Here is a 26021-nt window from a genome sequence, read left to right on the forward strand (position 1 = left end):
GAAAATCGGGTGCCGTAGCACCCGATAGAGAAAGATCGAATGGCGTGATGTTGGCTTAGATTTTGCCAACCAGGTCCAGTGATGGAGCCAGTGTTGCTTCGCCTTCTTTCCATTTTGCCGGGCAAACTTCACCTGGGTGAGAAGCAACGTACTGAGCGGCTTTCACTTTACGGATCAGGTCAGATGCGTCACGGCCAATGCCTTCTGCAGTGATTTCAATCGCCTGGATGATGCCTTCCGGGTCAACGATGAAGGTACCGCGGTCTGCCAGACCTTCGTCTTCGCGCATGATTTCGAAGTTACGGGTCAGCGCGCCAGTTGGGTCACCGATCATCGCGTATTTGATTTTTGCGATGGTGTCAGAAGAACCGTGCCAGGCTTTGTGGGTAAAGTGCGTGTCGGTAGAAACAGAGTAGATATCTACACCCAGTTTCTGGAATTCTTCGTGATGGTCTGCAACGTCACCCAGTTCGGTTGGGCATACGAAGGTGAAGTCAGCCGGGTAGAAGAAGAAAACACTCCATTTACCTTCAACGTCTTTCTCGGTGACTTCGATGAATTCGCCGTTTTTGAACGCTGCGTTTTTAAATGGTTTGATCTTGGTATTAATGATGGACATGGTGACCTCCGTTAAAAGATGTGATGCAAGTTACAGAATTTTCGGGCCAACTTCTAATATGCAGACGTTATCAATCAGATAACTAAAAGCTATCAAAGCGCCGACACCAGATTTCATGCGGCTCGCGGGGGCATTCTACACAAAAAGGCCCCGGTTCTGACAGGCTTTATCTTTTCAGGATGAAACTGCTACTTTAAGTAGCGTTGTTGCACGGATTTGTAGCGGCGCGATTTATCGCGCATCTTTTAGTCCGAACCAAACATCAACTGCGCGCAATAAATTGCGCCGCTACAGCATCTGCCTACCTCACTAAATGGAGCTCTCAGTTGCAAATACGTTCTTTTGACGAAACCGATCGCCCTTTTCTGCGCACGCTGTATCTTGCCGCCCGTCGCCATAACTGGACGTGGCTGGATGGCGATGATTGGCAGTTAGAAGATTTTGATGCGGTGATTTTGGGCGAAACCGTGCTGGTGGCCGAACAGGATGGGCATCGCGTGGGTTTTGCGGCGGTACTGGATAACGACAACTTCCTGCATAGCTTGTATGTTGATCCGGCTGCGCAAGGGCAAGGCGTGGGCAGCGCGCTGTTAGAAAAAGTGCAGTCGCGATTTAGCTCAACGGGCGCGCTGAAATGCCTGCAACAGAATCAGGCAGCTTTGGATTTTTATCTCAAACACGGCTGGCGCCGTGAAGCGGTCGGAGAAGGCGAGCAGGGAAAATATGTGCTGATGCATTTTCCGCTGGCGTCTGGCACCAGCGGAAATGGGCGGCGTTAAACCGCGCGGAACGCGATGTCGCCCGGAATGATTTCACCCTGCCAATAGAGCTGCGCCGCGACGCGTCCAGCCAACTGACGATAGAGAGCGGTAAAATCACTGTCAGGACGGCGCACCACGGTCGGTTCGCCATCATCCAGATCTTCACGCAGCGTCATGTGCAGCGGCAGCTGCGCCAACAAGCGGGTACTATAATCTTCCACCAGCTTCTGCGCGCCGCCGGTGCCGAAAATCGGCTCGTGGTGGCCGCACTGGCTACAGATATGCATGCTCATGTTTTCAACCACGCCCAATACCGGCACGCTGACTTTCTCGAACATCACCATCCCTTTACGTGCATCGATCAGCGCAATGTCTTGCGGCGTCGTCACCACCAATGCGCCGGTCACCGGCACATTCTGCGCCAGCGTCAGCTGAATGTCGCCGGTGCCTGGCGGCATATCAAGGATCAGATAATCGAGATCCGGCCATAGGGTTTCATTGAGCAGTTGCATCAGGGCTTTGCTGGCCATCGGGCCGCGCCACACCATGGCGTTGTCATCGGTGACCAGATAACCAATCGAATTGGTTGCCAGCCCGTGCGCCATGATCGGTGCCATATGCGTGCCATCGGGCGAGGTCGGACGCTGATTTTCGGTGCCGAGCATGTTGGGAATCGACGGGCCGTAAATATCCGCATCAAGAATCCCCACGCGCGCCCCTTCGGCAATCAGCGCCAGCGCCATATTCACGGCGGTACTGGATTTACCCACGCCGCCTTTGCCGGAACTCACCGCGATGATGTTTTTCACGCCGGTGGCACCCGGATGATTTTTCACCCGCTTCAGCGTGGCAATGTCATGGCGCAAGCGCCAGTCAATGGCGCTGGCTTCGGTCAGACGCAGCAATTCGGCGCTGGTTTGCGCTTTCAACTCTTCAAAGGCGCTGGCCCACGCGAACGGCATGATCAGCTCGATATGTAGCTTGTCATCCAGCAGCGCCACATGGCGCAAGGCTTTCAGCGTAGTGAGGTTGTGTTGCAGCGTCGGATGTTCAAAGTCACTCAGCACGCCGATAACCAATGCACGCAGCGCTTCAGGTGAATGATGTTGCTGGGATTGTGAAGTCATCCCTACTCCTTGTTTTTTCATCACGCCAGAATGCGGCGGTGTCTGTTCAATAATATCAGATAGGCGCTAAAAGTGACGCGGATGTCCTGCTGTGTTTACGTCAGAGGGTGCTTCGGTTAACATCAATCCCCGATTTTTTACTCACGGAACGCTACGCAATCATGACTCAAGTCGCTAAAAAAATTCTGGTAACGTGCGCACTGCCGTACGCAAACGGTTCAATCCATCTCGGTCACATGCTTGAACATATTCAGGCTGACATTTGGGTCCGTTACCAGCGAATGCGTGGCAACCAGGTTCACTTCATCTGTGCGGACGACGCCCACGGTACGCCAATCATGCTGAAAGCGCAGCAGTTGGGGATTGCGCCGGAGCAGATGATCGCCGACATGAAGCAGGAGCACGAAACCGATTTCGCTGGCTTCAACATCGGCTATGACAACTATCACTCAACCCACAGCGATGAAAACCGTCAGCTGTCCGAGCTGATTTATGGTCGTCTGAAAGAGAACGGTTTCATTAAGAACCGCACCATTTCGCAGCTGTACGATCCTGAGAAAGGCATGTTCCTGCCGGACCGTTTTGTCAAAGGCACCTGCCCGAAATGTAAGTCACCGGATCAGTATGGCGACAACTGCGAAGTGTGCAGCGCGACCTATAGCCCAACCGAGCTGATTGACCCGAAATCCGTAGTTTCTGGCGCGACGCCGGTGCTGCGCGATTCCGAGCACTTCTTCTTTGATCTGCCGTCCTTCAGCGCGATGCTGCAGGCGTGGACGCGCTCAGGTGCGCTGCAAGAGCAGGTGGCGAATAAGATGCAAGAGTGGTTCGAGTCTGGCTTGCAGCAGTGGGATATCTCACGCGATGCGCCTTACTTCGGCTTCGAAATTCCTGGTGCACCGGGCAAATACTTCTACGTCTGGCTGGATGCGCCAATCGGTTACATGGGTTCATTCAAAAACCTGTGCGACAAGCGCGGCAACATCGATTTTGACGAGTTCTGGAAAAAAGATTCCACGACCGAGCTGTATCACTTCATCGGTAAAGACATCGTCTATTTCCACAGCCTGTTCTGGCCAGCGATGCTGGAAGGCAGCAACTTCCGCAAACCCACTAACCTGTTCGTGCACGGTTATGTGACGGTGAACGGCGCGAAGATGTCCAAATCGCGCGGCACCTTTATTAAAGCCAGCACCTGGTTGCAGCATCTGGATGCCGACAGCCTGCGTTACTACTACGCGGCCAAACTCTCTTCGCGCATCGACGACATCGACCTGAATCTGGAAGATTTCGTACAGCGCGTGAATGCGGACGTGGTGAACAAAGTGGTGAATCTGGCATCCCGTAACGCGGGCTTCCTGACTAAACGCTTTGGTGGCAAATTGGCCAGCGAACTGGCCGATCCGGCGCTTTATCAAACCTTTGCTGATGCGTCCGAGAAGATCGGTGAAGCCTGGGCCAGCCGCGAATATAACCGTGCGATCCGTGAAATTATGGCGCTGGCCGATCTGGCTAACCGCTATGTCGATGAGCAGGCACCTTGGGTGGTGGCGAAGCAAGAAGGCCGTGATGCCGATCTGCAAGCAATTTGCTCAATGGGCATCAACCTGTTCCGCGTATTGATGACCTGGCTGAAGCCGGTATTGCCATCGCTGACCGAACGTACTGAAGCCTTCCTGCAAAGCGAGCTGAGCTGGGATGCGATTGCGCAACCGCTGCTGGATCATGAAGTAGCACCGTTCAAAGCGCTGTATGGCCGTATCGAAATGGCCAAAGTTGAGGCACTGGTTGAGGCGTCGAAAGAGGACGCAGCGGCGGCCAACAAGCCTGCTGCAACCGGTCCGCTGGCCGATGCACCGATTGGCGACACCATCACCATCGATGATTTTGCCAAAGTCGATATGCGTGTGGCGCTGATTGAGAAAGCCGAGCTGGTGGAAGGCTCCGACAAGCTGCTGCGTCTGGAGCTGGATGTGGGCGGCGAGAAACGTCAGATTTTCTCAGGCATTCGCGCAGCCTATCCGGATCCATCCGTGCTGGTCGGCAAGATGACCATCATCGTTGCTAACCTCGCGCCGCGTAAAATGCGCTTCGGTATTTCAGAAGGCATGGTGCTGTCAGCGGGGCCGGGCGGTAAAGACCTGTTTGTGCTGTCCGTTGATAGCGGCGCAGTGCCGGGTATGCCGGTTAAGTAAGCTAACAAGCCGCCTGAGGGCGGCTTTTTTATGCCCATGGATCCGGCGCATTGTAGGGTCGCCATTTAGGGCGTAATGCCGCTCACTTAAGCAAGGTGCGCATGAATGCGCACCCTACGAAAATCCAGCGAAATACATGTAGGGTCGCCATTCATGGCGACCAGGTTAGACATTCTTGTGATCGCTAGCACGCTATTGGCTTAATGCGTATGATAAAGCGCTACGAAAACAGGAGCCTGACATGCCTGCCGTTCTCTCTGCTTGTTGGCGCTATGTACGCGCCTTCGCCATTATTTATGCGGCGCTGTACACCGGTATAGGGATATCTTCCCTGCTTCCGATTACGATTCCCGGCAGCATCATCGGCATGCTGCTGCTGTTCCTGCTGCTGGCGCTGCATATTATGCCGGTTGAATGGGTGAAACCTGGATGCCATTTGCTGATTCGCTATATGGCGCTGCTGTTTGTTCCGATCAGCGTCGGCGTGACGAGCTATACCGATATTCTCACCGCCCAGTTCGGGCCGATTGTGGTGTCCTGCATTGTCAGTACCTTTATGGTGCTGCTGATTGTCGGTCTCAGTGCGGAAAGATTACAGCGCCCGCGGGAGGAAAAACCGCATGATTGATGCCTGGTGGTCGCTGCCGTTGACCGTGTTCGCCTATTTCCTGGCGCGTAAACTGGCGGCAAAAATCAATATCTCCATCGTCAATCCATTGCTGGTGGCGATGGCAATTGTCATCCCCATTTTGCTGCTAACCAACCTGCCTTATACGCGCTATTTTGCTGGCAGCAGCCTGCTCAATCAGTTGCTGCAACCGGCGGTTGTCGCGCTGGCATTGCCGCTGTACGAGCAGATGCATCAGATTCGCGCGCGCTGGAAAACCATCATCAGCGTCTGTTTCATCGGCAGCATCACGGCGATGGTGTCGGGCACCGCGATAGCGCTGTGGATGGGGGCAACGCCGGAAATCGCCGCCACCATTATGCCGAAATCCGTCACTACGCCGATTGCGATGGCAGTCTCCGCATCGCTACACGGTATTCCCGCCATCAGCGCCATCTGCGTGTTAATCGCTGGCGTGCTGGGCGCAGTGTTCGGCCATATGCTGCTCAATCTGTTTAAGGTGAATAACAAATCTTCGCGCGGATTGGCGATTGGCAATGCCTCACACGCATTAGGCACCGCGCGCGCAGCCGAGATCGATTATCAGGAAGGCGCATTCAGCTCACTGGCTCTGGTCATTTGCGGCATCATCACCTCGTTGCTGGCACCGTTCCTTTTTCCACTGTTAATGCATTGGTGGGGCTGAAACTTGCGAGAGATCTCGCAAAGTTGAAACAACCCAATCAGCTTACATTGTCAGAGCGACTTGGATCACATATAAAACGTCAGGCGGCGCATCGCCGCTAACGCGTAACTGAGGCCATCACATCATGCATTCACGATTCCTTACTGCTTTTTCCGCCCTGCCCGCCGCGCTGCAAGCGGCGATTCAGCCGCTGATGGATGCGCCGGATTTCCACGGCATGTTGCGTCCGCAGGATGTCGCACAACTGAAACAGCTTACCGGTCTGGATGATGATGCGCTGGCGTTGGAACTGCTGCCGCTGGCGGCAAGCTGCGCGGTGGCAACCGTATCGCATTTTAATGTCGGCGCGATTTCGCGCGGCGTCAGCGGCCATTGGTACTTCGGCGCCAACATGGAGTTCCTGCACACGCCGCTGCAGCAGACGGTCCATGCTGAGCAAAGTGCCATTACCCATGCATGGTTGCGCGGAGAAGAGAAACTGGCGGCGATTACCGTCAACTACACGCCGTGCGGACATTGCCGTCAGTTTATGAACGAGCTGAACAGCGGCACGGCGATTCGCATCAGCCTGCCGGGACGCGCCGTTAGCACGCTGGTCGACTATCTGCCGGATGCGTTTGGTCCAGCCGATTTGAATATTACCGAGCGCTTGCTGACGCCGGTCGATCATGGTTTTGCTGTTGAAGGCGATGCGTTGCAACAGGCCGCCATTGCCGCCGCCAATCACAGTCACGCACCTTATAGTCAAAGTTACAGCGGCGTGGCGCTGCGCAGCCAAAGCGGCAGCATCTTTACCGGTCGCTATGCAGAGAACGCCGCCTTCAACCCAAGCTTGCCACCGTTACAAGCCGCACTGATTTTGATGAACATGAGCAACGAAGCGCTGGACACTATTCAGCAAGCGGTTTTGGCGGAATGTCATGGCAGTACGCTGAGTCAGCTGGATGCCACGCGCGCTACGCTTGCCGCGTTGGGATGTGAGGATTTCTCACTTACTTTAGTTTCGAAAACATCAGTTTAGTGATCCTTTTACCGCTTTTGTGACCTTCTGTTAACAAAAGCTGTACATCTGCAGGAATTTTCATAGGATCGGGCGCCAGAACCTCTTCACTTCAAGATGGACTGGCGTTACCTTTTCCCGGCGATACGTCAGAAAACACTGCAACCGGAGCAAGCACTGCATGGAACTCGACTACGAAAGTAAACGCCCGCTGTATATTCCTTATGCGGGTCCGATCCTGCTGGAATTTCCGCTGTTGAATAAAGGCAGCGCCTTCACCCTCGAAGAACGTAACGAATTCAACCTCAACGGCCTGTTACCGGAAGCGGTAGAGACCATTGAAGAGCAGGCCGAACGTGCCTGGCGCCAGTTCCTGGATTTCAAAAACAATAACGACAAGCATGTCTATCTGCGCAACATCCAGGATACCAACGAAACCCTGTTCTACCGCCTGCTCGACAATCATCTGGAAGAGATGATGCCGATCATCTATACCCCAACAGTTGGCGCGGCGTGTGAACACTTCTCAGAAATCTACCGTCGCGCGCGCGGCGTGTTCATCTCTTACAACAACCGCGACCGCATTGAAGACATGCTGCAGAACGCCACCAAGCAGAATGTGAAAGTGATCGTAGTTACCGATGGCGAGCGTATTCTTGGCCTCGGCGACTTAGGTATCGGTGGCATGGGCATCCCAATCGGTAAACTGTCGTTGTATACCGCGTGTGGTGGCATCAGCCCGGCTTACACCCTGCCCGTGGTGCTGGATGTCGGCACTAACAACCAGCAGCTGCTGAACGACCCGCTCTACATGGGCTGGCGTCATCCGCGTATTACCGGCGAAGAGTACGAAGCGTTCGTTAACGAGTTCATCCAGGCAGTGAACCGTCGCTGGCCGAACGTGCTGTTGCAGTTCGAGGACTTCGCGCAGAAAAACGCCATGCCGCTGCTGGAACGTTATCGCGATGAGATTTGCTGCTTCAATGATGATATTCAAGGCACCGCCGCGGTGACCGTCGGCACCCTGATCGCCGCTAGCCGCGCCGCCGGCAGCCGCCTGTGCGAACAGAAAGTGGTGTTCCTCGGTGCCGGTTCTGCCGGTTGCGGTATCGCCGAGCAGATCATCGCGCAGATGAAGTCGGAAGGGTTGAGCGATGATGAAGCGCGTGGCCGCGTGATGATGGTGGACCGATTTGGTCTGCTGACCGACAAACTGCCGAACCTGCTCAATTTCCAGAGCAAGCTGGTGCAGAAGAGCGAAAACTTAAAAGAATGGGACACCAGTAGCGACTCAATTTCTCTGCTCGACGTGGTGCGCAACGCCAAGCCTGATATTCTGATTGGCGTATCAGGTCAACCTGGCCTGTTCACCGAAGAGATTATTCGCGAGATGCACAAGCACACCAAGCGTCCAATCGTTATGCCGCTGTCGAACCCGACTTCACGTGTTGAAGCGACGCCAGCCGATATCATCGCCTGGACCGATGGCGCCGCGCTGGTTGCCACCGGCAGCCCGTTCTCGCCGGTGACCTGGAAGGGGAAAACCTATCCGATCGCCCAGTGCAACAACTCGTATATCTTCCCTGGCATTGGTTTGGGTGTCATCGCTGCAGGCGCGAGTCGCGTAACAGATTCGATGCTGATGACGGCTAGCCGTGCCCTGGCCGACTGCTCACCGCTGGTGAACGATGGCGAAGGCCCGGTTCTGCCGGAAATCAAAGACATTCAGGGTGTTTCAAAACTGATTGCCATCGAAGTGGGTAAAGCGGCCCAACTGGCTGGCGTGGCGGTGGTCACTTCTGAAGATGTGTTGTCGAAAGCCGTCAGCAACAACTTCTGGCTGCCGCAGTATCGTCACTATCGTCGTACTTCGATCTGATTCACCTACCCTAAATAATTCGAGCTGCAGGAAGGCGGCAAGTGGGTTCATCCCCGGGAGCTTACTCAAGTAAGTGACTGGGGTGAATGCACACAGCCAACGCACCTGTAGCTTGAAGTATGCCGGTAGATCCGGCCATGCTTAAAAATCCAGCGCATAATTGCCCTTAGCTTGCTTCCCTCGCTCGCCTCAAGTAGCCTTTATCCATTCTGAATTCTGCCAACCGAGTGCCCGCGCGCATGATTAAACGCGTTTTCTTTGGTCTGTTTTTCATCATCTTACTGATGGTAGCGACCGCGCTCGGCCTCGATCGCTGGATCAGTTGGAAAACCGCGCCCTTTATTTACGAAGATGTCACCTCGCTGCCGCATCGTCAGGTCGGCGTGGTCTTGGGCACGGCGAAGTATTACCGCACAGGTGTAATCAATCAGTATTACCTCTATCGCATTCAAGGCGCGTTGAACGCGTACAACAGTGGCAAGGTGAATTACCTGCTGCTGAGCGGGGATAATGCGCAGCAAAGCTATAACGAACCGATGACCATGCGCCGCGATTTGATTAAAGCGGGCGTTGCGCCGTCGGACATCGTGCTGGATTATGCCGGTTTCCGCACGCTGGACTCGATTGTACGCACGCGCAAAGTGTTCGATACCAATGATTTCATCATCATTACCCAGCGCTTCCACTGTGAACGCGCGCTGTATATCGCCCAGCATTTGGGTATACAGGCACAGTGTTATGCGGTGCCATCGCCGAAAAACATGTTGTCGGTGCGTTTTCGCGAAGTGGGTGCGCGTTTAGGCGCGCTGGCGGATTTGTATTTGATGAAGCGCGAGCCGCGTTTCCTCGGCCCGTTAGTGCCGATTCCTGCGGTGCATGAAGTGCCGGAAGATGCCCAGAGTTATCCGGCGGTGACACCAGAGCAGCTTTTGGAACTGGAAGAGAAACTGCAGAAATAAAAAGGGTCGCAAGCATGCGACCCTTTTTTTTGCGGCTGTTTATTACTTCTTACGCGCGTATTTCAATGAATCCAGCGCCACAGCGAAGATGATGATGCCGCCTTTGATGATGTACTGCCAGTAAGGGTTGACGCCGATGTAGGTCAAACCGTAGTTGATCACCGTAAAGATGATCACACCGGTCACCACGCCCGCCACAGAACCCACGCCACCGGCAAACGACACGCCGCCGACCACGCACGCTGCAATCGCATCCAGCTCATACATAAAGCCAAGGTTGTTGGTGGCGCTGCCGATACGGCCCGCTTCCAGCATGCCGCCGAACGCATAGAACACACCAGACAGTGCATACACCAGAATCAGGTTGAACGGTACGTTTACACCGGACACTTTCGCCGCTTCCGGGTTACCACCGATAGCAAAGATGTTTCGACCGAAACGGGTTTTATTCCACAGTACCCAAACAAATACGATGGCAATGACGGCGTAGAAGGTAATGAACGACAGTTTGAAATCACCGAAACGCAGGAAGCCTTGGGCAAATTTGGAGAAACCAGGATCGAAACCGGCAATCGGCGATGCGCCCACAAAATCGTAATAGAGTGAGTTGATACCGTAAACGATAATCATGGTGCCCAGTGTGGTGATAAATGGCGTTACCTTGAGGTAAGCAATGATCACGCCGTTCACCAGACCAATCACGCCGCCGATGATGCACACGGTCAGGATAACAAGCGGAATTGGCACGGTATCCAGATGCGGGAACACCTTGTTAGCGTTATCCATTGCCTGCAGCAGCGTCGCTGCAACCACCGCCGCTAAGCCCACCTGACGACCTGCCGAAAGGTCAGTACCCTGGGTGACAATCAGACCCGCCACGCCCAGCGCGATAATAATACGCACCGAAGATTGGGTCAGAATGTTACTGAGGTTCATTAAACTTAAGAACGTTGGATCCTGGAAAATAATAATTGCCAGCAGTACAAACAGGACAACGTAAATGCCGCCCTCTTTTAACCAGGTTAGCGCATTCTTTTTAGTAGTCGCTTTCATGTTAAAGCCCTTGCTTCATTAAAGGTGTAATGACGCTAAACGCAGGATTTCATTCTGCGAGGTCGTTTTGGTATCAACAATGCCTGCTACCTGGCCATTACTCATCACTAAAATACGATCGGTAATACCCAACAGTTCTGGCATTTCAGAAGAGATAATAATGATGCCCTTCTCTTTCTTCGCCAACTCAGCAATAAGTTGGTAGATTTCGAATTTCGCGCCTACATCTATCCCACGCGTCGGTTCATCAAGCATCAATATTTCCGGCTGCGTTAATAACCAGCGACCAATAATCACTTTCTGTTGGTTACCACCGGAAAGCGAACCAATTTGAGTATGATGACCCGGCGTTTTCACGCGCATCGAATCAATGACCCACTGGGTATCGCTCTTCATACGTTTATTATCGAGCAGGCCCATACTGGACTTATACTTTTTAATATTGGAGATAAGCGAGTTAAAACCTATATCCAGATAAGCATAAATACCGGTGGAACGACGCTCTTCCGTCACCAGCGCGAAACCGTGGTTAATGGCTTCATTGGCGCTGTGGTTATTAATATTTTTCCCGTGCAGCTTAATGGTGCCGCCCGACTTTTCGCGAATGCCAAACAGCGTTTCGACGATGTCAGTACGCTTCGCGCCCACCAATCCCGCAATACCCAGAATCTCACCTTTGTGCAGATCAAATGAGATATCGCGAATCGACGGCTGACGCAGCGAGGTTAAGTGACGCACCTCAAGAATCACTTCGCCCGGCACGTTGGTTTTGTCTGGGAAGCGCTGGTTCAATGAACGGCCAACCATCATGGAGATGATTTTATCCATGTCCAGCCCTTCCAGCGGCTGGGTCGCGATCCACTGTCCGTCGCGCAAGATGGTAATCTCATCACACAGCTGGAAAATCTCTTCCATCTTATGCGAGATATACACAATCCCGCAGCCACGATCTTTCAGCTTACGAATAATCGTGAACAGATGATTCACTTCTTTTTCAGTCAGCGATGAGGTCGGCTCATCCATGATGACGATTTTGGCGTCATAGGAGAACGCTTTGGCTATTTCAATCATCTGCATTTGAGAAACAGATAAGGTCGCCACTTTATCGCGTGGATCGATATCAATATCTAATTCATCAAAGATCGCTTTAGTATCGCGATACATTTTATCCTGATCGACAAACACGCCTTTACGCGGATAACGGCCCAGCCACATGTTATCCATGACGTTGCGCTGCAGAACCAGGTTTAATTCCTGATGCACCATTGAAACGCCATTTTCCAGCGCCTCTTTGGAGCTCTTATAATCAATCTCTTCACCCTGAAACAGGATGCTCCCCGTATCCTTTTTATAAATCCCAAACAGACATTTTAATAATGTAGATTTCCCGGCGCCGTTTTCTCCCATTAATGCATGAACGGAGTGCGGCCGCACTTTTAAATTCACATTATCTAAGGCTTTAACCCCTGGAAATGATTTCGAGACATTCGTCATCTCCAGCAGATATTCACGCTGTGTGGTCGGATTCTCACTGGCCATAATTTACCTGGCTAAATAAAGCGTTGGTCAGATGCAATAAGGCGCGGCGAAGTGCCGCGCCCAGGATGAATTACTTCACGAACTGTGACAGATTTTCTTTATCTACTGGTACGTAAGGAACACGTACGATTTTGTTTTCCATCTTAAAGTTGGTTCCTGCAGTTGGCTCTTTGCCATCCGCCAGGTTTTTCGCGATATCCAGCGTCGCTTTCGCCTGGTTTTCCGCATCGTTCAACACGGTACCGGCCAGTGCGCCCGATTTCACCAGCGCCAGTGCTTCTGGCAGTGCATCGACACCAAACACCGGAATGCTGGTTTTGTTATGCGCTTTCAGCGCTTCAACCGCGCCCATCGCCATTGCATCGTTGTTGGCGATGATCACTTCGATTTTGTTGGCGTTCGGGCCAGAGAGCCAGGCGTCAACTTTGTCTTTTGCCTGAGCGGTATCCCACATCGCGGTATCCATCGCCAGCTGCTGCGTTTTCAGACCGTCTTTGTTCAGGGTATCGATCACGTATTTGGTACGCGCTTCGGCATCTGGATGGCCTGGCTCACCTTTCAGCAGCACGAACTGAATCTGACCATCTTTGTTCAGATCCCATGCGGGCGTCGCTTTCCAGTGTTTCTCAATCAGCTGACCCTGGATAATGCCTGACTCTTTAGAGTCGGTACCGACGTAGTAGGCTTTCGGATAGCTCGCCAGCACTTTGGCATTTGGCTCTTTGTTGAAGAACACCACTGGCACGTCGTTGCCACGCGCTTTATCAATCACCACTGCCGCAGCAGCCGGATCCACCAGGTTGATGGCCAACGCTTTTACGCCTTTCGCCATCAGCACGTCGATCTGGTCGTTCTGCTTGGACTGGTCGTTCTGCGAGTCATTCATCAGCAACTGAATGCCGCCCAATGATTTCGCTTCTTTCTCAATGTCCTTACGCACCATCGACATGAAGTTGTCGTCGTATTTATAAATGGTCACGCCAATGCGGGTATCGGCGGCGTGCGCAGTTGCACCAAACATCATGCTGGCAACCAGTGCTGTGAGCGTGAAAACCTTCTTATTCATGGTATCTCCGGTTTTTATGTAGGGCATTTCATTGCGCCGTGTTGCCTGAGGCAACCAGCGCCGTCGGTTGTAACCTGATAATGGGCGGACGCGTAACGCAAAGCCGGGCCACCATCGCAATCCTGACTTCCCTGTAGGTAAACGCTTCCTGAAGAGTGTTGTGAACTATTTCAATCGGCTACTGAAACCTGCCGGGAGAAGGCGTTCACGGCGTTACATGATGTTTCAGTCCGGTAAGACGCTGCCATCATAGTGAGCGGCATGTTAATTAACTGTGAATGCAATCACAGATTGGAAACGGTTACACTGAGCTATCGCCTGAATTAGTGACCGACTCCACAATTTGCCGTTGGGCAACAGAATGGCGCCGTACCAGCGTCGGCATAAAGCAGTGTGTAGCCAGCTGATCCAGCTCGCCTGCCGCACCTTTTAGCGCCAGCTCAGTGGCGAGTTTCGCCATAGAAACAATAGGATAGCGCACCGTGGTTAGCTGAGGATCGGTGTAACGTGAGATGGGAATATCATCAAAGCCAATGACAGAGAAATGCTGTGGAACCTGGATGCCGTTATCTTTTAACGCCGTCAACGCACCCGCTGCCATGCCGTCATTGTAAGAAAATACGGCTGTTAAATGTAAGTTACGGCCAAGCAGTTCCACCATCGCTGCTTCGCCGCCTTGCATATCAGGTTCAGCATGGGCAATCCATGACTCCTGCGGGCGAATACCCTGCTCTGACAAGGCCTGCAGCCAGCCTTCGCGCCGTTGTGACACATCCTCAATCGGATGACTGGAGCTAAGAAAGCCGATGCGTTGATGACCTTGTTGTAACAACATGCGTGTAGCCACCTGCGCACCGGTAACGTTATCAAGGCAGACACAGCGATGCTCATAACCCGGAATTGTACGATTAATCAGTACCATACCGGGAACATGATCCATAAACTGGGTCAATTCTCCGTCTGAAAGCGTTTTCGCGTGTACCACCAAAGCGTTACACCGTTGACGTATCAGCACCTCAATTGCGTGACGTTCTTTCTCTTCCTGATGCCAGGAGTTGCTAATTAACACATGTTTATGCACGCGCTGCGCCACGGTATCGACCGCTTTCACCAACGCGCCAAAGAAGGGATCGGAGACATCCATCACCACCACGCCGATGGTGTCGCTGATTTGTGTCGCCAGCGCCTGCGCGTTGGCGTTCGGGCGATAGCCTAGCGCGTCAACCGCTGCCAGCACGGCATCACGGGTATCGGCGGTGACTGCACTGCTGTTATTGAGCACACGCGACACGGTGGCTACTGACACACCGGCCTGACGGGCGACATCACGAATCGTTATCATGCAGCTGTTCCACAGAGGCTGAAAATGCGCGACAAGCGCGTAACGGCGCTATTCTGTCAGGGCATCGGGAACGACTACGTGAATCACGTCACAGCAATGAAAACGGTTACATACAATTCTGCAACCTTTGTGATGAACATCATTATCTGAGTGAAGAGGATGGGTCTGGTTTTCCGGCGGCAAGACGCGTCAGTTTACGCCATAGCCACTCCATTGGCCCCTGCGGGAAGACGCGTAGCCACAGCACGGAAAACAGGATATTGACCAGCCAGATAGCCGGTACAAAGGCCAGCAGCTGTAGGCGATCAAACTTGAGGAAAAGGTCAAAGCGGTAGAACAGCGTGGTGCAAATCAGCGTTTGTAACAGGTAATTGCTCAATGCCATGCGGCCAACGCATTGAATGGCATAACTGAAACGCGTTGCCGCAATGTGCGGCCAGAATCCCAGGCAAAGTGCGGCATAGCCAAGGCTGATAAACGGGCTGGCAAGATCGCGCGGCACCTGCAGGAAGAAGCCGGTCCAGCGGAATTCCCAGCCAATCATCCACTGTGCGGCGATGCCAGGAATGGCGATCAGCCAGCCAATGGTCAGCAACAGCGCCGCCGAACGGCGATAGTGTTGCACGCTGAATTTACCGCTAAGCCAGCCGCTGCGCATTAATGCCGCACCAATCAACATCAAACCCGCCAGCTGCCAGCCATATTGTGACGCCAGCGCCATCAAGCCCGATGACAAGTGATCGAGCCGATTCTGCACCGCTTCCCAGCCGCCGAGCAATTTCCAGTAGCTTTCATATTGCAGGTCGGCCGCGCCCGGCAACCAGGAACGCGTTGGGTTCGGGCTGGAGACCGCGCCGAATATCAGCAGCACCGCGCAGCCGACTAAATAGAGTAATGCGCCGGTTTGTAACAGCGCGCGGTCAGACGGTACATCACGCAGCATGCGCCAGATAATCAGCCCTATCAGACCGTAATCCAGCAGGATGTCGCCTTCCCAGAAAAAGATGCCGTGAATGAAACCGAGCAGCACCAGCAGCGTCAACCGTGCCGACATCCAGCGGCTGCCGCGTGGCGCCTGCATGTAAAGGCCAGCACCAAACAGCAAGGCAAACAGCGTGAGGAATTTAAGCTGTGCCAAACCATCCATGATCGCCCATGTCCAGGCATCGGAGGTTGAAGCTTCCCCTCGCCACGCCGGATTGAGATAGGCCGCCGACGGCAACGCAAAGCCAACGATATTCAGCAGCAAGATGCCGAGAATGGCGCAACCACGAATAAAATCCAGCGCGAGATAGCGTTGCATCGAGTGCCCTGCAGGAGAGAGGAAATCGGGCGACGAACTGTCGCCCAAATATTAGCTGTGGCGAACCGCGCGCAGGAACTCCTGACGCGTGTTCTGGCTGGATTTGAACAAGCCACCCAGCGAGGTGGTGGTGGTGGCGCTGGTGGCATCTTTTACGCCACGCGCTTTCACACAGTAGTGCACCGCATCAATTGAGACGGCAACGTTAGTGGTACCCAGTAGCGTTTGCAATGCCACCAGCACTTGCTGCGTCAGGCGTTCTTGCACCTGCGGACGCTGGGCAAAGAACTGCACAATACGGTTGATTTTCGACAGACCAATCACTTTCTCTTTCGGGATATAAGCGACGGTGGCTTTGCCATCGATAATGACAAAGTGGTGTTCGCAGGTGCTGGTCAGCGTGATGTCACGCACGGTTACCATCTCATCCACTTTCATCTTGTTTTCGATGACGGTGATCTTTGGAAAGTTGGCGTAATCGAGACCTGAGAAAATTTCATCCACATACATCTTGGCGATGCGGTGCGGCGTTTCCATCAGGCTGTCATCTTCCAGATCCAGGTTCAGCAACTGCATGATTTGGGTCATATGACCGGCGATTTCACGCTTACGTGCTGCGTCATCCATCTCACGCACCGGGGCGCGTAATGGCGTTTCCAGACCACGCGCCAACAGCGCTTCGTGAACCAGGGCGGCTTCCTGACTTAAGGTGCTCATCTTACTCTTCTCCGGCAGGTGATGCGCCCGCAGGTCTAAACCCACGGGGGAAATTCTGAGCGCGTATTGTGAAATACTCCGCGCCCTTAATCCAGCAATCATTCCGATAGAAAGTGAAAGCTATTCATCGCGGGTGACGGCGTAGAACCAGCATCCCCGCAAGGATTAAGCTGGCTCCCGCCACCCACAGCGCAGGTTCCAATCGATGCCACAGCATGCTGGAAATCCACGACAGCAGCGGCCCGCCGAGCTGTCCGACCGCATAACCCGTGGTGAGCAAGCCGGCTAAATAACGCGCGTGCTGTGGTGCCAGCTCGCGACCATATTGCAGCGCCAGCTGCACCACACACAGGAAGCCGCCGCCAATCAGTACTGCGCCAAGCATGAGACCATTCAAACCCGGCAGGACAATCGCGGCGATAACGCCCAGCGCTTGCGCCCACAGCACCATTGCCAGACGCGCATGGCTGCTGCCCCAATGGCGCGTCAGGATGCCTAACACAATCCCAATCACCGCCGCACCACCAAATACTGGCCAGACAAACTGAGCAAATGCGCTGTCTGGAAAACGCGCCGCCGCCATTTGCGACATAAAGGTGGCGGGCAGAATGTAACCAAATCCGGCAAGGCTATAGCTCAGCACCAACCGTTTAAGATCGCCATTCAGCACCAGCGGCGCAGCGGCTTGATTGGGCCGGTGCAGTTGGCCGGTACGCGGCAGGAAACGCGCAATGGCTGCAATCAATAACAGCGCCAGCAAACCATAAGCCGCCCAGGCAAACGCTGCGCTGACGCCGCTGGCATGCAGCGCCACGGCCAGCATGCCGCTGATAAAAATTCCGGTGCCCGGACCGGCAAACACGGCGGCCAGCAGGCCCGGACGCCCATGATGGTGCAGTTGTTCGCTCGCCCAGGCCGCCAGCAATACCATTGCCCAGCCGCTGGCCCAACCGATCAGGAAACGAATCAGGCCGTGTAGCCACGGACCGCTGACGCACGCCGAGAGTAGCGTTAATACCACCGCGCCCCACACGCCCGCCTGTAAGCGCCATTCCACGCGTTTGCGCGCCCGCATCGCATCAAAAGAGCCAAACAGATAACCAAGATAATTGAATGCGGCCACCAGACTGGCGCTGGTGAGCGTCAATTGATGGTCGTGAATCATCAGCGGAACCTGCGGCGTGAAAGCAAATCGCCCAATCCCCATCGCAACCACTAAACTTAAGAACGCGCTAAGCGCGACACGAAACGCCATACCGACCTCAGGATGTTTTATCACTTGTCACTAGCATGCATGACGTTTAGACTCACGGAAAGTGAATAATACTAACCAAGTTGTTTACGAGAAGAGAATATGGATTTAGTACAGCTCCGCATGTTTTGCTCCGTGGCCGAATCCGGTTCGCTGGCCCGTGCCGCCGAGCTACTCCATCGTGTACCTTCCAATCTCACCACGCGTCTGCGTCAGCTGGAAGATGAAATTGGCGTTGATCTGTTTATTCGTGAGAAGCAACGCATTCGCTTGTCGCCGATGGGCCATAATTTTCTTAACTATGCGCAACGGATTCTGGCACTGAGCGATGAAGCGTTAAATATGGCGCGCGCTGGTGAACCCGGCGGCAATTTCGCGCTCGGCTCGATGGAGAGCACCGCGGCGACGCGTCTGCCAGCGCTATTGGCGGCGTATCATCAGCGTTTCCCGGCAGTTGAGCTGTCGCTGATCACTAACACTTCTGGCGAGATCATCGACAAGGTGCGCGAAGGCACGCTGGCGGCCGCGCTGGTGGATGGCCCGGTGGCGCACGACGATCTTAATGGTTGCATCGCTTTTAACGAGCAGATGGTGCTGATCACCAGTCCGGAACACGCGCCAATTGCCAGCGCACGCGATGTGCAAGGCGACACACTGTTTGCCTTCCGCAACAGTTGTTCTTACCGCACCAAACTGGAAGCCTGGTATCGTGAAAGCCAAACCGCGCCGAGCAGCGTGATGGAGATTCAGTCCTATCACGCAATGGTGGCGTGCGTAGCGGGTGGCGCGGGGGTGGCGATGATTCCTGCCTCGGTGCTGGCGCAGATGCCCGCGCGCGCGCGCGTGCAGGAACATGCGTTACCGCCCGCTTACCGCGATACCGCCACCTGGCTGATGTGGCGCCGCGATGCGTTCACCCCCAACGTGGAAGCGTTGAAGTATTTGATTATTGAATTGTTTGACGATCGCCCGGTTAACGATGAATTACGGCATCCGCTGCACGTGACCGAGTGAGTTTCTTTTTATCGATATCACGACCATCGGGGCCACTGGCCCGCATCTACAGGAAGAGGGATTGCATGAACATGATTAAAACCCGCGCCGCCGTTGCCTGGGCAGCTGGCGAACCGCTGAAAATCGAAGAAGTGGATCTGATGCCACCGCAAAAAGGTGAAGTGCTGGTGCGCATCGTGGCCACCGGCGTGTGCCATACCGATGCTTACACCTTGTCTGGACAGGATCCTGAAGGCGTATTCCCGGCGATCCTCGGCCATGAAGGCGGTGGCGTGGTGGAAGCGGTCGGTGAAGGCGTGACCAGTGTGGCCGTGGGCGACCACGTGATTCCGCTTTACACGCCAGAATGTGGCAAGTGTAAGTTCTGTCTCTCCGGCAAAACCAACCTGTGTCAGGCGATTCGCGCCACCCAGGGCAAAGGTTTGATGCCTGACGGCACGACTCGCTTCTTTAAAGACGGCAAGCCGATTTTCCACTACATGGGCACCTCAACCTTCTCTGAATACACCGTGGTGCCGGAAATCTCACTGGCGGTAATCAGCAAGGAAGCGCCACTGGAAGAAGTGTGCCTGCTGGGCTGTGGCGTCACCACCGGCATGGGCGCCGTGATGAACACCGCGAAAGTGAAAGAAGGCGATACCGTGGCGATCTTCGGTCTGGGCGGCATTGGCTTGTCCGCGATTATCGGCGCGAAAATGGCGAAAGCGGGTCGCATCATCGGTATCGATCTCAACACCAGCAAATTCGATCTGGCGCGCAAATTGGGTGCGACCGATCTGATTAACCCGAAAGATCACGATAAGCCGATTCAGGATGTGATTGTTGAACTGACCGACGGCGGCGTCGATTTCTCCTTTGAGTGCATCGGTAACGTCAATGTGATGCGTTCGGCGCTGGAGTGCTGCCACAAAGGTTGGGGCGAATCGGTAATTATTGGCGTTGCTGGCGCGGGCCAGGAGATTTCTACGCGTCCATTCCAGCTGGTCACCGGTCGCGTCTGGCGTGGTTCTGCTTTTGGGGGTGTTAAAGGCCGTTCACAGTTGCCGGGCATCGTGCAGGATTACCTCGACGGTAAGTTTGCGCTGAACGATTTCATCACCCACAACCTGCCGCTGGAAGAGATTAACGACGCCTTTGATTTGATGCATGAAGGGAAATCAATCCGAACGGTAGTGCATTTTACTAAGTAATCAGGAGACGTTATGGCTTCCACTTTGGAGCTGTTAGAAGAGCATCGCATCTTTGGTGGCTGGCAACAGCGCTGGCGTCATCAGTCAGAGGTGTTGAACTGCCCAATGACTTTCAGCATTTTTCTGCCGCCGCCGCAGAATGACGCAGCGCCGCCGGTGGTGTGGTTCCTCGCCGGGCTGACCTGCAGCGATGAGAACTTCACCACCAAAGCCGGTGCGCAGCGCGTCGCCGCTGAGTTAGGCCTGGTGTTAATCATGCCCGACACCAGTCCACGCGGGGATGATGTCGCCAACGATAGCGGTTACGATCTCGGTCAGGGTGCCGGTTTCTACCTCAACGCCACCCAGCAGCCGTGGGCGGCGAACTTCCGCATGTTCGACTACCTCAGCGCAGAGCTGCCAGCGCTGGTGGCGGATAACTTTAAGCTGAGCGATCGTCAGTCGGTAATGGGGCATTCGATGGGCGGACACGGCGCGCTGGTGCTGGCACTGCGTCTCGGCGGGCGTTTTGCATCTGCTTCCGCCTTCGCGCCCATCGTCAATCCCACCGAAGTGCCGTGGGGCCAGAAAGCGTTTGCAGCCTATTTGGGAGACGATCGTCAGACGTGGCGGGAATGGGATAGCTGCCTGTTAATGCGTGACGCAGAACAGCGCCTGCCGATTCTGATTGATCAAGGAGATAGCGATCAGTTCCTCGCCGATCAGCTGCGTCCAGAACGTCTGGAAGTGGTGGCGCGTGAACAAGGTTTCCCGCTGGAGTTACGTATTCAGCCGGGTTATGACCACAGCTACTTCTTTATCGCCAGCTTCGTGGAAGACCATCTGCGCTTCCACGCGAAGCATTTGTTGGTGTAACTGGGCTGGATTGTGCTGGCTGTCCCCCTCCTCGGTCCTCCCCCATAAATGGGGGAGGCCGGGATGGGGGACAGCGTGCACCTTATAAGGCAGGACAACGTGCACCTTACCTAAACCAGCGTCTCCGCCAATCCATCGATCATCACCTGCGGCATGCCGCGTGAGCAGTGTTCAATACGACCCCGCACGCCATACACTTGCGCCAGCGTCTCTGGCGTAATCACCTGCGACGGCTCGCCGTCAGCCAGCAGATTGCCATCCTTCAGCATCAGCGCATGATCAGCATGCCGCAGCGCGATGTTGATATCGTGCACCACCACCACCGTGACGATATTGCGCAGCCGGGTTTCGCGACGCACCAGATCCATCACGTGGAACTGATAATTGAGGTCTAACGCGCTGAGCGGTTCATCCAGCAGCAGCAGTTCCGGACGACGAATCAGCGATTGCGCCAGGCCAACTAACTGCTTCTGCCCGCCCGACAGCTGATCGAGATAGCGCATGGCTAAATGCGCGATGCCGAGCTGCTCGAGCAGATGCATGATTTCTGCTTCACTTGCGGCGCTGTGCAAGCCACCTGACGCGCGCTGCGCCACGATAATCGATTCCAGCACGTGCAGATGCACGCCCGCTGGCAAACTTTGTGGCAGATAAACCACGCGCTGCGCCCGGCGGCCAAACGGCTGGCTCATCAGTTCTTCACCGTTTAACCACAGCTCGCCCTGCCCTTTGCCCAGTCCGGCAAGCGCGCGCAATAGCGTCGATTTGCCGCAACCGTTAGGTCCAAGCAACACGGTGATTTTGCCCTGCGGCAGTTGCGGCACGTTCAGATCGTCGATGACCTGACGTTTCGGATAACCGGCGCTGAAATGACTCAGACGTAATCCCTGCTCCATTACACCGTCCCCCGATGACGCAGAATAATGCTGAGGAAGAACGGCACGCCCACCAGCGAAGTTACAATCCCCACCGGAATGATCACGCCGGGAATCAGGTTTTTCGATGCCACTGACGCCAGCGACAGCACCAGCGCACCGACCAGCGCACTGGCTGGCAGGTAATAGCGGTGATCTTCACCAAACATCATGCGCGCAATGTGCGGCGCGACCAGACCAATAAAGCCAATCGGTCCGACAAACGCCACCGCCAGTGCAGAGAGAATGCTGATGCGCAGCAGCGTCGCCAGGCGCAGACGGCGCACATCGATACCAAAGCTCACGGCGCGATCTTCGCCGAGGCGCAGTGCGGTCAGTTTCCAGCTACTGAGCATTGAGATGGGAATCAGGATGGCAAAGGCGGCGGTTAATACGCCGAGCTTTTCCCACGAAGCGCGCGCGAGGCTGCCCATGGTCCAGAATACTAAGCCTTGCAGGGTATCTTCGCTGGCGATGAACTGCATCATCGATACCAGCGCGTTGAAGGTGAACACCAGCGCGATACCAAACAGCACCACGCCAGAGGTTGAAACTTTGGTCCAGCGCGTTACGCCATCCAGCATCAAGGCGGCGAACAACGCGAATACAAACGCGTTGGCGGAGATAAACCACTGATCCGGCACGCCAGGAATGCCGATACCGAGTACGATTGCCAGCGCCGCGCCGAAGGCCGCCGCCGACGAGACGCCGAGCGTAAACGGGCTGGCGAGCGGATTATTCAGAATGGTTTGCATCTCTGCCCCGGCAAGGCCGAGGGAGAAGCCCACCACCACTGCCATCAATGCGTATGGTAAACGGATATCCCAGACGATGACGCGCGTGCCCGCATCGACCGCATCGGGATGCGTGAGCGTTTGCCATAAGGTATCGAGGGAAAGCCCAGCCGGGCCGAGCGTGAAATCAAGAATCACTGAGGCCAGTATCGCCAGCACCAGCACGCCAATCAACAACAGTCGCTGGCGCAGTACCTGACGATAACGTGTCATGGTATCGGTTTCGGGGCCGTTTTCCGCCAGCAACGTGGCATCCGTGGTACGCATTGTTCTACCCATTACGTGTCGAAATAATAACGGCAGCCACAATAGTGCAGGTGATAATAATTATCAATTATATCCAGGTAACAAATGTTAAAAAAAAAGCGCGCATAATGCGCGCTCTGTGTCGTAGGGTCGCCATTCATGGCGACCACTGGCGACTCACTCTTTAAACGTTGGAAATTCCATTTCACTGTATTTCACGAAGCGTGAGCCGCGCGTCAACTTGTAGCCCAACCAAATAATCAGGAACAGCGGCAGACCAATATAAGTCGCTGCTACGCCATACCAATCAATGCGGTCGGCCAGGAACGCCTGATAGTTCTGGCCCAGTGTAATGATCAGACACAGAACGAAGGCGAAAATCGGTCCCAGCGGGAAGAAGCCGGAACGGTAAGGCAAATCGGCCAGGCTGTTGCCCTGCGCGATATAACCGCGACGGAAGCGGTAATGGCTGATCGCGATGCCTAACCAGGCGATAAAGCCGGTCATGCCTGAGGTGTTCAGCAACCACAAGTAGACTTCCTGGTTACCAAATTTTGAGCTCAGGAAGCACAATCCCGCCACCACGGTGGTCGCAATCAGTGCGTTACGCGGCACGCCACCTTTCGACAATTTGCCGAAAATGCGTGGTGCTTTACCTTCACGAGCCAGGTTGAACAGCATACGCGTTGAGGCGTACATGCCTGAATTACCCGCCGACAACACCGCCGTTAAAATAACCGCGTTCATCACCGCCGCCGCAGACAGCAGACCGGCGTTCTGGAACACCAGCGTGAACGGGCTGATGGCGATATCGGTGACATCGTTATGCAACAGCTTCGGATCGGTGTACGGCAAAATCAGGCTGATGATCAGAATGGCGAAGATATAGAACAGCAGAATGCGCCAGAACACCTGGCGTACCGCGCGCGGAATGTTTTTGGCCGGATCTTGTGATTCACCTGCTGCAATACCAATCAGTTCGGTGCCCTGGAAGGAGAAGCCGACGATCATCGCCACGCCAATCATCGCGGCAAAACCACCGGCAAACGGCGCTTCGCCCACGGTCCAGTTGTGCCAGCCGGCGTTTTCAGCACCGCGCATAATGCCGGTGATCATTAATACGCCAACCACGATAAAGATAATGACGGTGGTCACTTTGATCAGCGAGAACCAGTATTCCGCTTCGCCGAAGCCTTTGACTGAGATGTAGTTGAGCAGGAACATCAGGCCGAGGAACAGCGCGCTCCAGATCCAGCCGGGCGTGTCCGGGAACCAGTAATTCATGACGAGCTGCGAGGCGACGAGGTCAACAGCGATGGTCACCGCCCAGTTGTACCAATAGTTCCAGCCCAGCGCGAAGCCGAAGCCTTCTTCTACATATTTAGAGCCGTAAGTAGAGAAGGAGCCGGAAACCGGCATAAATGCCGCGAGTTCGCCAAGGCTGGTCATCAGGAAGTAAACCATCAGGCCAATCAGCGCATAGGAGAGCAGCGCGCCGCCAGGTCCGGCCTGAGAAATGGTGGCACCCGAGGCGACAAACAGGCCGGTACCGATGGATCCACCAATGGCGATCATGGTGAGATGACGCGCTTTTAATTCACGGCGCAATCCAGGTTGTTGTGTTGTTTTTGAGTCATTATGCATGTGTAAACGCTATGCTGGATAAAAATGAGGCGAGATTGTAGCAGTTAGCCCCAAGCTGTATAGCATTCACGTCGGGTTATTAGTTACCTTCATGATCGGCGAGAAATTATTAGCCGCAGCATAATGAAAGCCGCGATTATTCGCGGCAATACGATAAGAAACGGCTTAATGCTTTCGAGACATGCTTCTGTCGATGATGGATGCGATACAGCGTGCGCGTCAGGCGCGGCAAGGGGATCGCCACTTCCACCAGCGTGCCAGCGTCCAATAAGTCTTCAATCACCCGACGCGATAAACAGCTAATGCCCATGCCGTGACGCACGGCGTGCTTGATGGCTTCAGAATTGCCCAGCTCCATGCCGAGTTGAAACTTTGGCAGATGCGATAGCAGCAAATAATCGACGATTTCACGCGTACCTGAACCGCGCTCACGCAGAATCCACGGTGCGGCGGCGAGTGCTTCAAGGGTGATCGGCTGCTGCAGGATCGCCGCATCAGGCGCAGCAAACACCACCAGCTCATCTTCCAGCCACGGCTCGCTGATAATATCCAGCTCGTGGCACGGCCCTTCAATCAGGCCGATATCGACACGGAAATCGGCCACCGCAGTGATGGCATCCTGACTGTTGCCCACGCTCAGTTCCAGCGGCAACGCGGGGAAATCACGGCGATAGGCGGCGATCATGCCTGGCAGCATATAATTGCCGATGGTGCTGCTGGCAAACAGGCGAATCGCCCCGTTATCTTCTTTAAATAGTTGCTCGATTTCGCCCGCCTGCTCCATCAAGCCCACGGCGCGCGGATAGAGTAAACGACCATGCTCATTCACCACCAGCCGTTTGCCGACACGATCAAACAGCTGCACGCCGAGCTGGTTTTCCAAATCCGCTAGCGCAGCGCTTACCGCCGACTGCGACAGCGCCAACACCTGCGACGCCTGCGTGGTTGAGCCGCTTTTCAACACTTCGGTGAACACTTCAATCTGACGCAGCGTGATGTGCATATGCCACCCTCATCTATCACTTATTCCGGTTAATTATAAATATATTATCAATTTTACTTTTAAACCAGTGCGGCGCAGGCTTACGCCAGAGAGATAACGTAAGAAGGTCGGCATGAATGCCGTAATGCCACTCAATTAAGTAAATCATTGCCTGGTTATGCAGGTGCGCATGAATGCGCACCCTACGAAAACCCAGCTCTGTAAACGTAGGGTCGCCATTCATGGTGACCGATTAA

Annotated in this window: 23 protein-coding genes; 10 read left to right on the forward strand and 13 right to left on the reverse strand. The window is 54.5% G+C overall.

Going from position 1 to position 26021, the window contains the following annotated elements; translation table 11 throughout:
- Nucleotides 1-55: 55 nt before the first annotated feature.
- Nucleotides 56-619 carry an alkyl hydroperoxide reductase subunit C gene (gene ahpC / locus ACRQ84_RS08545; RefSeq protein WP_007889514.1) on the reverse strand — a complete coding sequence of 188 codons (564 nt, stop codon included), beginning with the start codon at nt 617-619 and terminating at the stop codon, nt 56-58.
- 326 nt (nt 620-945) lie between these two features.
- Here ahpC and ACRQ84_RS08550 point away from each other — a divergent pair, with 326 nt between their 5' ends.
- On the forward strand, nt 946-1398 hold the full coding sequence (locus ACRQ84_RS08550) for a GNAT family N-acetyltransferase (protein WP_064739259.1): 453 nt from the start codon (nt 946-948) through the stop codon (nt 1396-1398).
- On the opposite strand, the gene apbC is transcribed toward ACRQ84_RS08550, so the two are convergent.
- Entirely contained in the window at nt 1395-2507 is a 1113-nt protein-coding gene (gene apbC / locus ACRQ84_RS08555; RefSeq protein ID WP_483817751.1) for an iron-sulfur cluster carrier protein ApbC, read from the reverse strand. The two genes, ACRQ84_RS08550 and apbC, sit on opposite strands and share 4 nt — an antisense overlap.
- A 161-nt stretch (nt 2508-2668) precedes the next feature.
- On the opposite strand from apbC, the gene metG reads away from it, so the two are divergent.
- The 6 genes from metG (at nt 2669) to sanA (ending at nt 9853) form a co-directional block, all read left to right on the forward strand.
- Nucleotides 2669-4702: a methionine--tRNA ligase gene (gene metG, locus ACRQ84_RS08560; RefSeq protein ID WP_483817752.1), complete on the forward strand. Its 2034-nt coding sequence runs from the start codon at nt 2669-2671 to the stop codon at nt 4700-4702.
- Nucleotides 4703-4943: 241 nt separating this feature from the next.
- Nucleotides 4944-5330, forward strand: a complete 387-nt coding sequence (locus ACRQ84_RS08565; RefSeq protein WP_483817753.1) for a CidA/LrgA family protein — start codon at nt 4944-4946, stop codon at nt 5328-5330.
- Nucleotides 5323-6015 carry a CidB/LrgB family autolysis modulator gene (locus tag ACRQ84_RS08570; protein WP_064739263.1) on the forward strand — a complete coding sequence of 231 codons (693 nt, stop codon included), beginning with the start codon at nt 5323-5325 and terminating at the stop codon, nt 6013-6015. The genes ACRQ84_RS08565 and ACRQ84_RS08570 overlap by 8 nt, the downstream gene beginning before the upstream one ends.
- Before the next feature lie 124 nt (nt 6016-6139).
- A complete protein-coding gene (gene cdd, locus ACRQ84_RS08575) occupies nt 6140-7036 on the forward strand; it encodes a cytidine deaminase (RefSeq protein WP_483817754.1) in 897 nt (298 codons plus the stop codon).
- 160 nt (nt 7037-7196) lie between these two features.
- On the forward strand, nt 7197-8894 hold the full coding sequence (locus ACRQ84_RS08580) for an NAD-dependent malic enzyme (protein WP_483817755.1): 1698 nt from the start codon (nt 7197-7199) through the stop codon (nt 8892-8894).
- A gap of 239 nt (nt 8895-9133) precedes the next feature.
- The gene (sanA, locus tag ACRQ84_RS08585; protein ID WP_008104952.1) at nt 9134-9853 is read left to right on the forward strand and encodes an outer membrane permeability protein SanA; all 720 of its coding nucleotides are present in this window, start codon (nt 9134-9136) and stop codon (nt 9851-9853) included.
- A gap of 42 nt (nt 9854-9895) precedes the next feature.
- Here the strand turns inward: sanA and mglC are convergent, their stop codons facing one another.
- The 7 genes from mglC to ACRQ84_RS08620 all read right to left on the reverse strand — a co-directional run bounded on the left by mglC (nt 9896) and on the right by ACRQ84_RS08620 (nt 18128).
- The gene (gene mglC / locus ACRQ84_RS08590; RefSeq protein WP_064739266.1) at nt 9896-10906 is read right to left on the reverse strand and encodes a galactose/methyl galactoside ABC transporter permease MglC; all 1011 of its coding nucleotides are present in this window, start codon (nt 10904-10906) and stop codon (nt 9896-9898) included.
- An 18-nt stretch (nt 10907-10924) separates the two neighbouring features.
- Nucleotides 10925-12445, reverse strand: coding sequence for a galactose/methyl galactoside ABC transporter ATP-binding protein MglA (gene mglA, locus ACRQ84_RS08595; RefSeq protein ID WP_483817756.1), 1521 nt, complete (start codon nt 12443-12445; stop codon nt 10925-10927).
- A 70-nt stretch (nt 12446-12515) separates the two neighbouring features.
- On the reverse strand, nt 12516-13511 hold the full coding sequence (gene mglB, locus ACRQ84_RS08600; RefSeq protein WP_483817757.1) for a galactose/glucose ABC transporter substrate-binding protein MglB: 996 nt from the start codon (nt 13509-13511) through the stop codon (nt 12516-12518).
- A gap of 301 nt (nt 13512-13812) precedes the next feature.
- Nucleotides 13813-14853 carry an HTH-type transcriptional regulator GalS gene (gene galS, locus ACRQ84_RS08605; protein ID WP_483817758.1) on the reverse strand — a complete coding sequence of 347 codons (1041 nt, stop codon included), beginning with the start codon at nt 14851-14853 and terminating at the stop codon, nt 13813-13815.
- Nucleotides 14854-14995: 142 nt separating this feature from the next.
- Entirely contained in the window at nt 14996-16156 is a 1161-nt protein-coding gene (yeiB, locus tag ACRQ84_RS08610) for a DUF418 domain-containing protein YeiB (RefSeq protein ID WP_483817759.1), read from the reverse strand.
- 51 nt (nt 16157-16207) lie between these two features.
- The gene (gene folE / locus ACRQ84_RS08615) at nt 16208-16873 is read right to left on the reverse strand and encodes a GTP cyclohydrolase I FolE (RefSeq protein WP_064739271.1); all 666 of its coding nucleotides are present in this window, start codon (nt 16871-16873) and stop codon (nt 16208-16210) included.
- A 124-nt stretch (nt 16874-16997) separates the two neighbouring features.
- Entirely contained in the window at nt 16998-18128 is a 1131-nt protein-coding gene (locus ACRQ84_RS08620) for a YbfB/YjiJ family MFS transporter (RefSeq protein ID WP_064739272.1), read from the reverse strand.
- 99 nt (nt 18129-18227) lie between these two features.
- On the opposite strand from ACRQ84_RS08620, the gene ptrR reads away from it, so the two are divergent.
- The 3 genes from ptrR to fghA all read left to right on the forward strand — a co-directional run bounded on the left by ptrR (nt 18228) and on the right by fghA (nt 21184).
- The gene (gene ptrR, locus ACRQ84_RS08625) at nt 18228-19139 is read left to right on the forward strand and encodes a putrescine utilization regulator PtrR (RefSeq protein ID WP_064739273.1); all 912 of its coding nucleotides are present in this window, start codon (nt 18228-18230) and stop codon (nt 19137-19139) included.
- Between the two features lie 65 nt (nt 19140-19204).
- The gene (locus ACRQ84_RS08630) at nt 19205-20329 is read left to right on the forward strand and encodes an S-(hydroxymethyl)glutathione dehydrogenase/class III alcohol dehydrogenase (protein WP_064739274.1); all 1125 of its coding nucleotides are present in this window, start codon (nt 19205-19207) and stop codon (nt 20327-20329) included.
- A 12-nt stretch (nt 20330-20341) separates the two neighbouring features.
- Nucleotides 20342-21184 carry an S-formylglutathione hydrolase gene (fghA, locus tag ACRQ84_RS08635; RefSeq protein ID WP_483817760.1) on the forward strand — a complete coding sequence of 281 codons (843 nt, stop codon included), beginning with the start codon at nt 20342-20344 and terminating at the stop codon, nt 21182-21184.
- 110 nt (nt 21185-21294) lie between these two features.
- On the opposite strand, the gene ACRQ84_RS08640 is transcribed toward fghA, so the two are convergent.
- The 4 genes from ACRQ84_RS08640 to yieE all read right to left on the reverse strand — a co-directional run bounded on the left by ACRQ84_RS08640 (nt 21295) and on the right by yieE (nt 25785).
- The gene (locus tag ACRQ84_RS08640; protein ID WP_483817761.1) at nt 21295-22080 is read right to left on the reverse strand and encodes an ABC transporter ATP-binding protein; all 786 of its coding nucleotides are present in this window, start codon (nt 22078-22080) and stop codon (nt 21295-21297) included.
- Nucleotides 22080-23159 (reverse strand): FecCD family ABC transporter permease, encoded by a 1080-nt coding sequence (locus ACRQ84_RS08645; RefSeq protein ID WP_064739277.1) that lies wholly within the window; start codon nt 23157-23159, stop codon nt 22080-22082. The genes ACRQ84_RS08640 and ACRQ84_RS08645 overlap by 1 nt, the downstream gene beginning before the upstream one ends.
- A gap of 156 nt (nt 23160-23315) precedes the next feature.
- Nucleotides 23316-24782, reverse strand: coding sequence for an amino acid permease (locus tag ACRQ84_RS08650; RefSeq protein ID WP_064739278.1), 1467 nt, complete (start codon nt 24780-24782; stop codon nt 23316-23318).
- 136 nt (nt 24783-24918) lie between these two features.
- Entirely contained in the window at nt 24919-25785 is an 867-nt protein-coding gene (gene yieE / locus ACRQ84_RS08655) for a DNA-binding transcriptional regulator YeiE (RefSeq protein WP_064739279.1), read from the reverse strand.
- Between the last annotated feature and the right edge of the window lie 236 nt (nt 25786-26021).

The sequence above is a fragment of the Pantoea sp. E2023-21 genome (assembly GCF_051302795.1).
Taxonomy (GTDB): Bacteria; Pseudomonadota; Gammaproteobacteria; order Enterobacterales; family Enterobacteriaceae; genus Pantoea; species Pantoea ludwigii_A.

What these genes read in the sequence shown, in the direction of transcription:
- ahpC (WP_007889514.1), bottom strand. Translation starts at nt 619, where the DNA reads ATGTCCATCATTAATACCAAGATCAAACCATTTAAAAACGCAGCGTTC.
- apbC (WP_483817751.1), bottom strand. Translation starts at nt 2,507, where the DNA reads ATGACTTCACAATCCCAGCAACATCATTCACCTGAAGCGCTGCGTGCA.
- metG (WP_483817752.1), top strand. Translation starts at nt 2,669, where the DNA reads ATGACTCAAGTCGCTAAAAAAATTCTGGTAACGTGCGCACTGCCGTAC.
- ACRQ84_RS08565 (WP_483817753.1), top strand. Translation starts at nt 4,944, where the DNA reads ATGCCTGCCGTTCTCTCTGCTTGTTGGCGCTATGTACGCGCCTTCGCC.
- ACRQ84_RS08570 (WP_064739263.1), top strand. Translation starts at nt 5,323, where the DNA reads ATGATTGATGCCTGGTGGTCGCTGCCGTTGACCGTGTTCGCCTATTTC.
- cdd (WP_483817754.1), top strand. Translation starts at nt 6,140, where the DNA reads ATGCATTCACGATTCCTTACTGCTTTTTCCGCCCTGCCCGCCGCGCTG.
- ACRQ84_RS08580 (WP_483817755.1), top strand. Translation starts at nt 7,197, where the DNA reads ATGGAACTCGACTACGAAAGTAAACGCCCGCTGTATATTCCTTATGCG.
- sanA (WP_008104952.1), top strand. Translation starts at nt 9,134, where the DNA reads ATGATTAAACGCGTTTTCTTTGGTCTGTTTTTCATCATCTTACTGATG.
- mglC (WP_064739266.1), bottom strand. Translation starts at nt 10,906, where the DNA reads ATGAAAGCGACTACTAAAAAGAATGCGCTAACCTGGTTAAAAGAGGGC.
- mglA (WP_483817756.1), bottom strand. Translation starts at nt 12,445, where the DNA reads ATGGCCAGTGAGAATCCGACCACACAGCGTGAATATCTGCTGGAGATG.
- mglB (WP_483817757.1), bottom strand. Translation starts at nt 13,511, where the DNA reads ATGAATAAGAAGGTTTTCACGCTCACAGCACTGGTTGCCAGCATGATG.
- galS (WP_483817758.1), bottom strand. Translation starts at nt 14,853, where the DNA reads ATGATAACGATTCGTGATGTCGCCCGTCAGGCCGGTGTGTCAGTAGCC.
- yeiB (WP_483817759.1), bottom strand. Translation starts at nt 16,156, where the DNA reads ATGCAACGCTATCTCGCGCTGGATTTTATTCGTGGTTGCGCCATTCTC.
- folE (WP_064739271.1), bottom strand. Translation starts at nt 16,873, where the DNA reads ATGAGCACCTTAAGTCAGGAAGCCGCCCTGGTTCACGAAGCGCTGTTG.
- ACRQ84_RS08620 (WP_064739272.1), bottom strand. Translation starts at nt 18,128, where the DNA reads ATGGCGTTTCGTGTCGCGCTTAGCGCGTTCTTAAGTTTAGTGGTTGCG.
- ptrR (WP_064739273.1), top strand. Translation starts at nt 18,228, where the DNA reads ATGGATTTAGTACAGCTCCGCATGTTTTGCTCCGTGGCCGAATCCGGT.
- ACRQ84_RS08630 (WP_064739274.1), top strand. Translation starts at nt 19,205, where the DNA reads ATGAACATGATTAAAACCCGCGCCGCCGTTGCCTGGGCAGCTGGCGAA.
- fghA (WP_483817760.1), top strand. Translation starts at nt 20,342, where the DNA reads ATGGCTTCCACTTTGGAGCTGTTAGAAGAGCATCGCATCTTTGGTGGC.
- ACRQ84_RS08640 (WP_483817761.1), bottom strand. Translation starts at nt 22,080, where the DNA reads ATGGAGCAGGGATTACGTCTGAGTCATTTCAGCGCCGGTTATCCGAAA.
- ACRQ84_RS08645 (WP_064739277.1), bottom strand. Translation starts at nt 23,159, where the DNA reads ATGCGTACCACGGATGCCACGTTGCTGGCGGAAAACGGCCCCGAAACC.
- ACRQ84_RS08650 (WP_064739278.1), bottom strand. Translation starts at nt 24,782, where the DNA reads ATGCATAATGACTCAAAAACAACACAACAACCTGGATTGCGCCGTGAA.
- yieE (WP_064739279.1), bottom strand. Translation starts at nt 25,785, where the DNA reads ATGCACATCACGCTGCGTCAGATTGAAGTGTTCACCGAAGTGTTGAAA.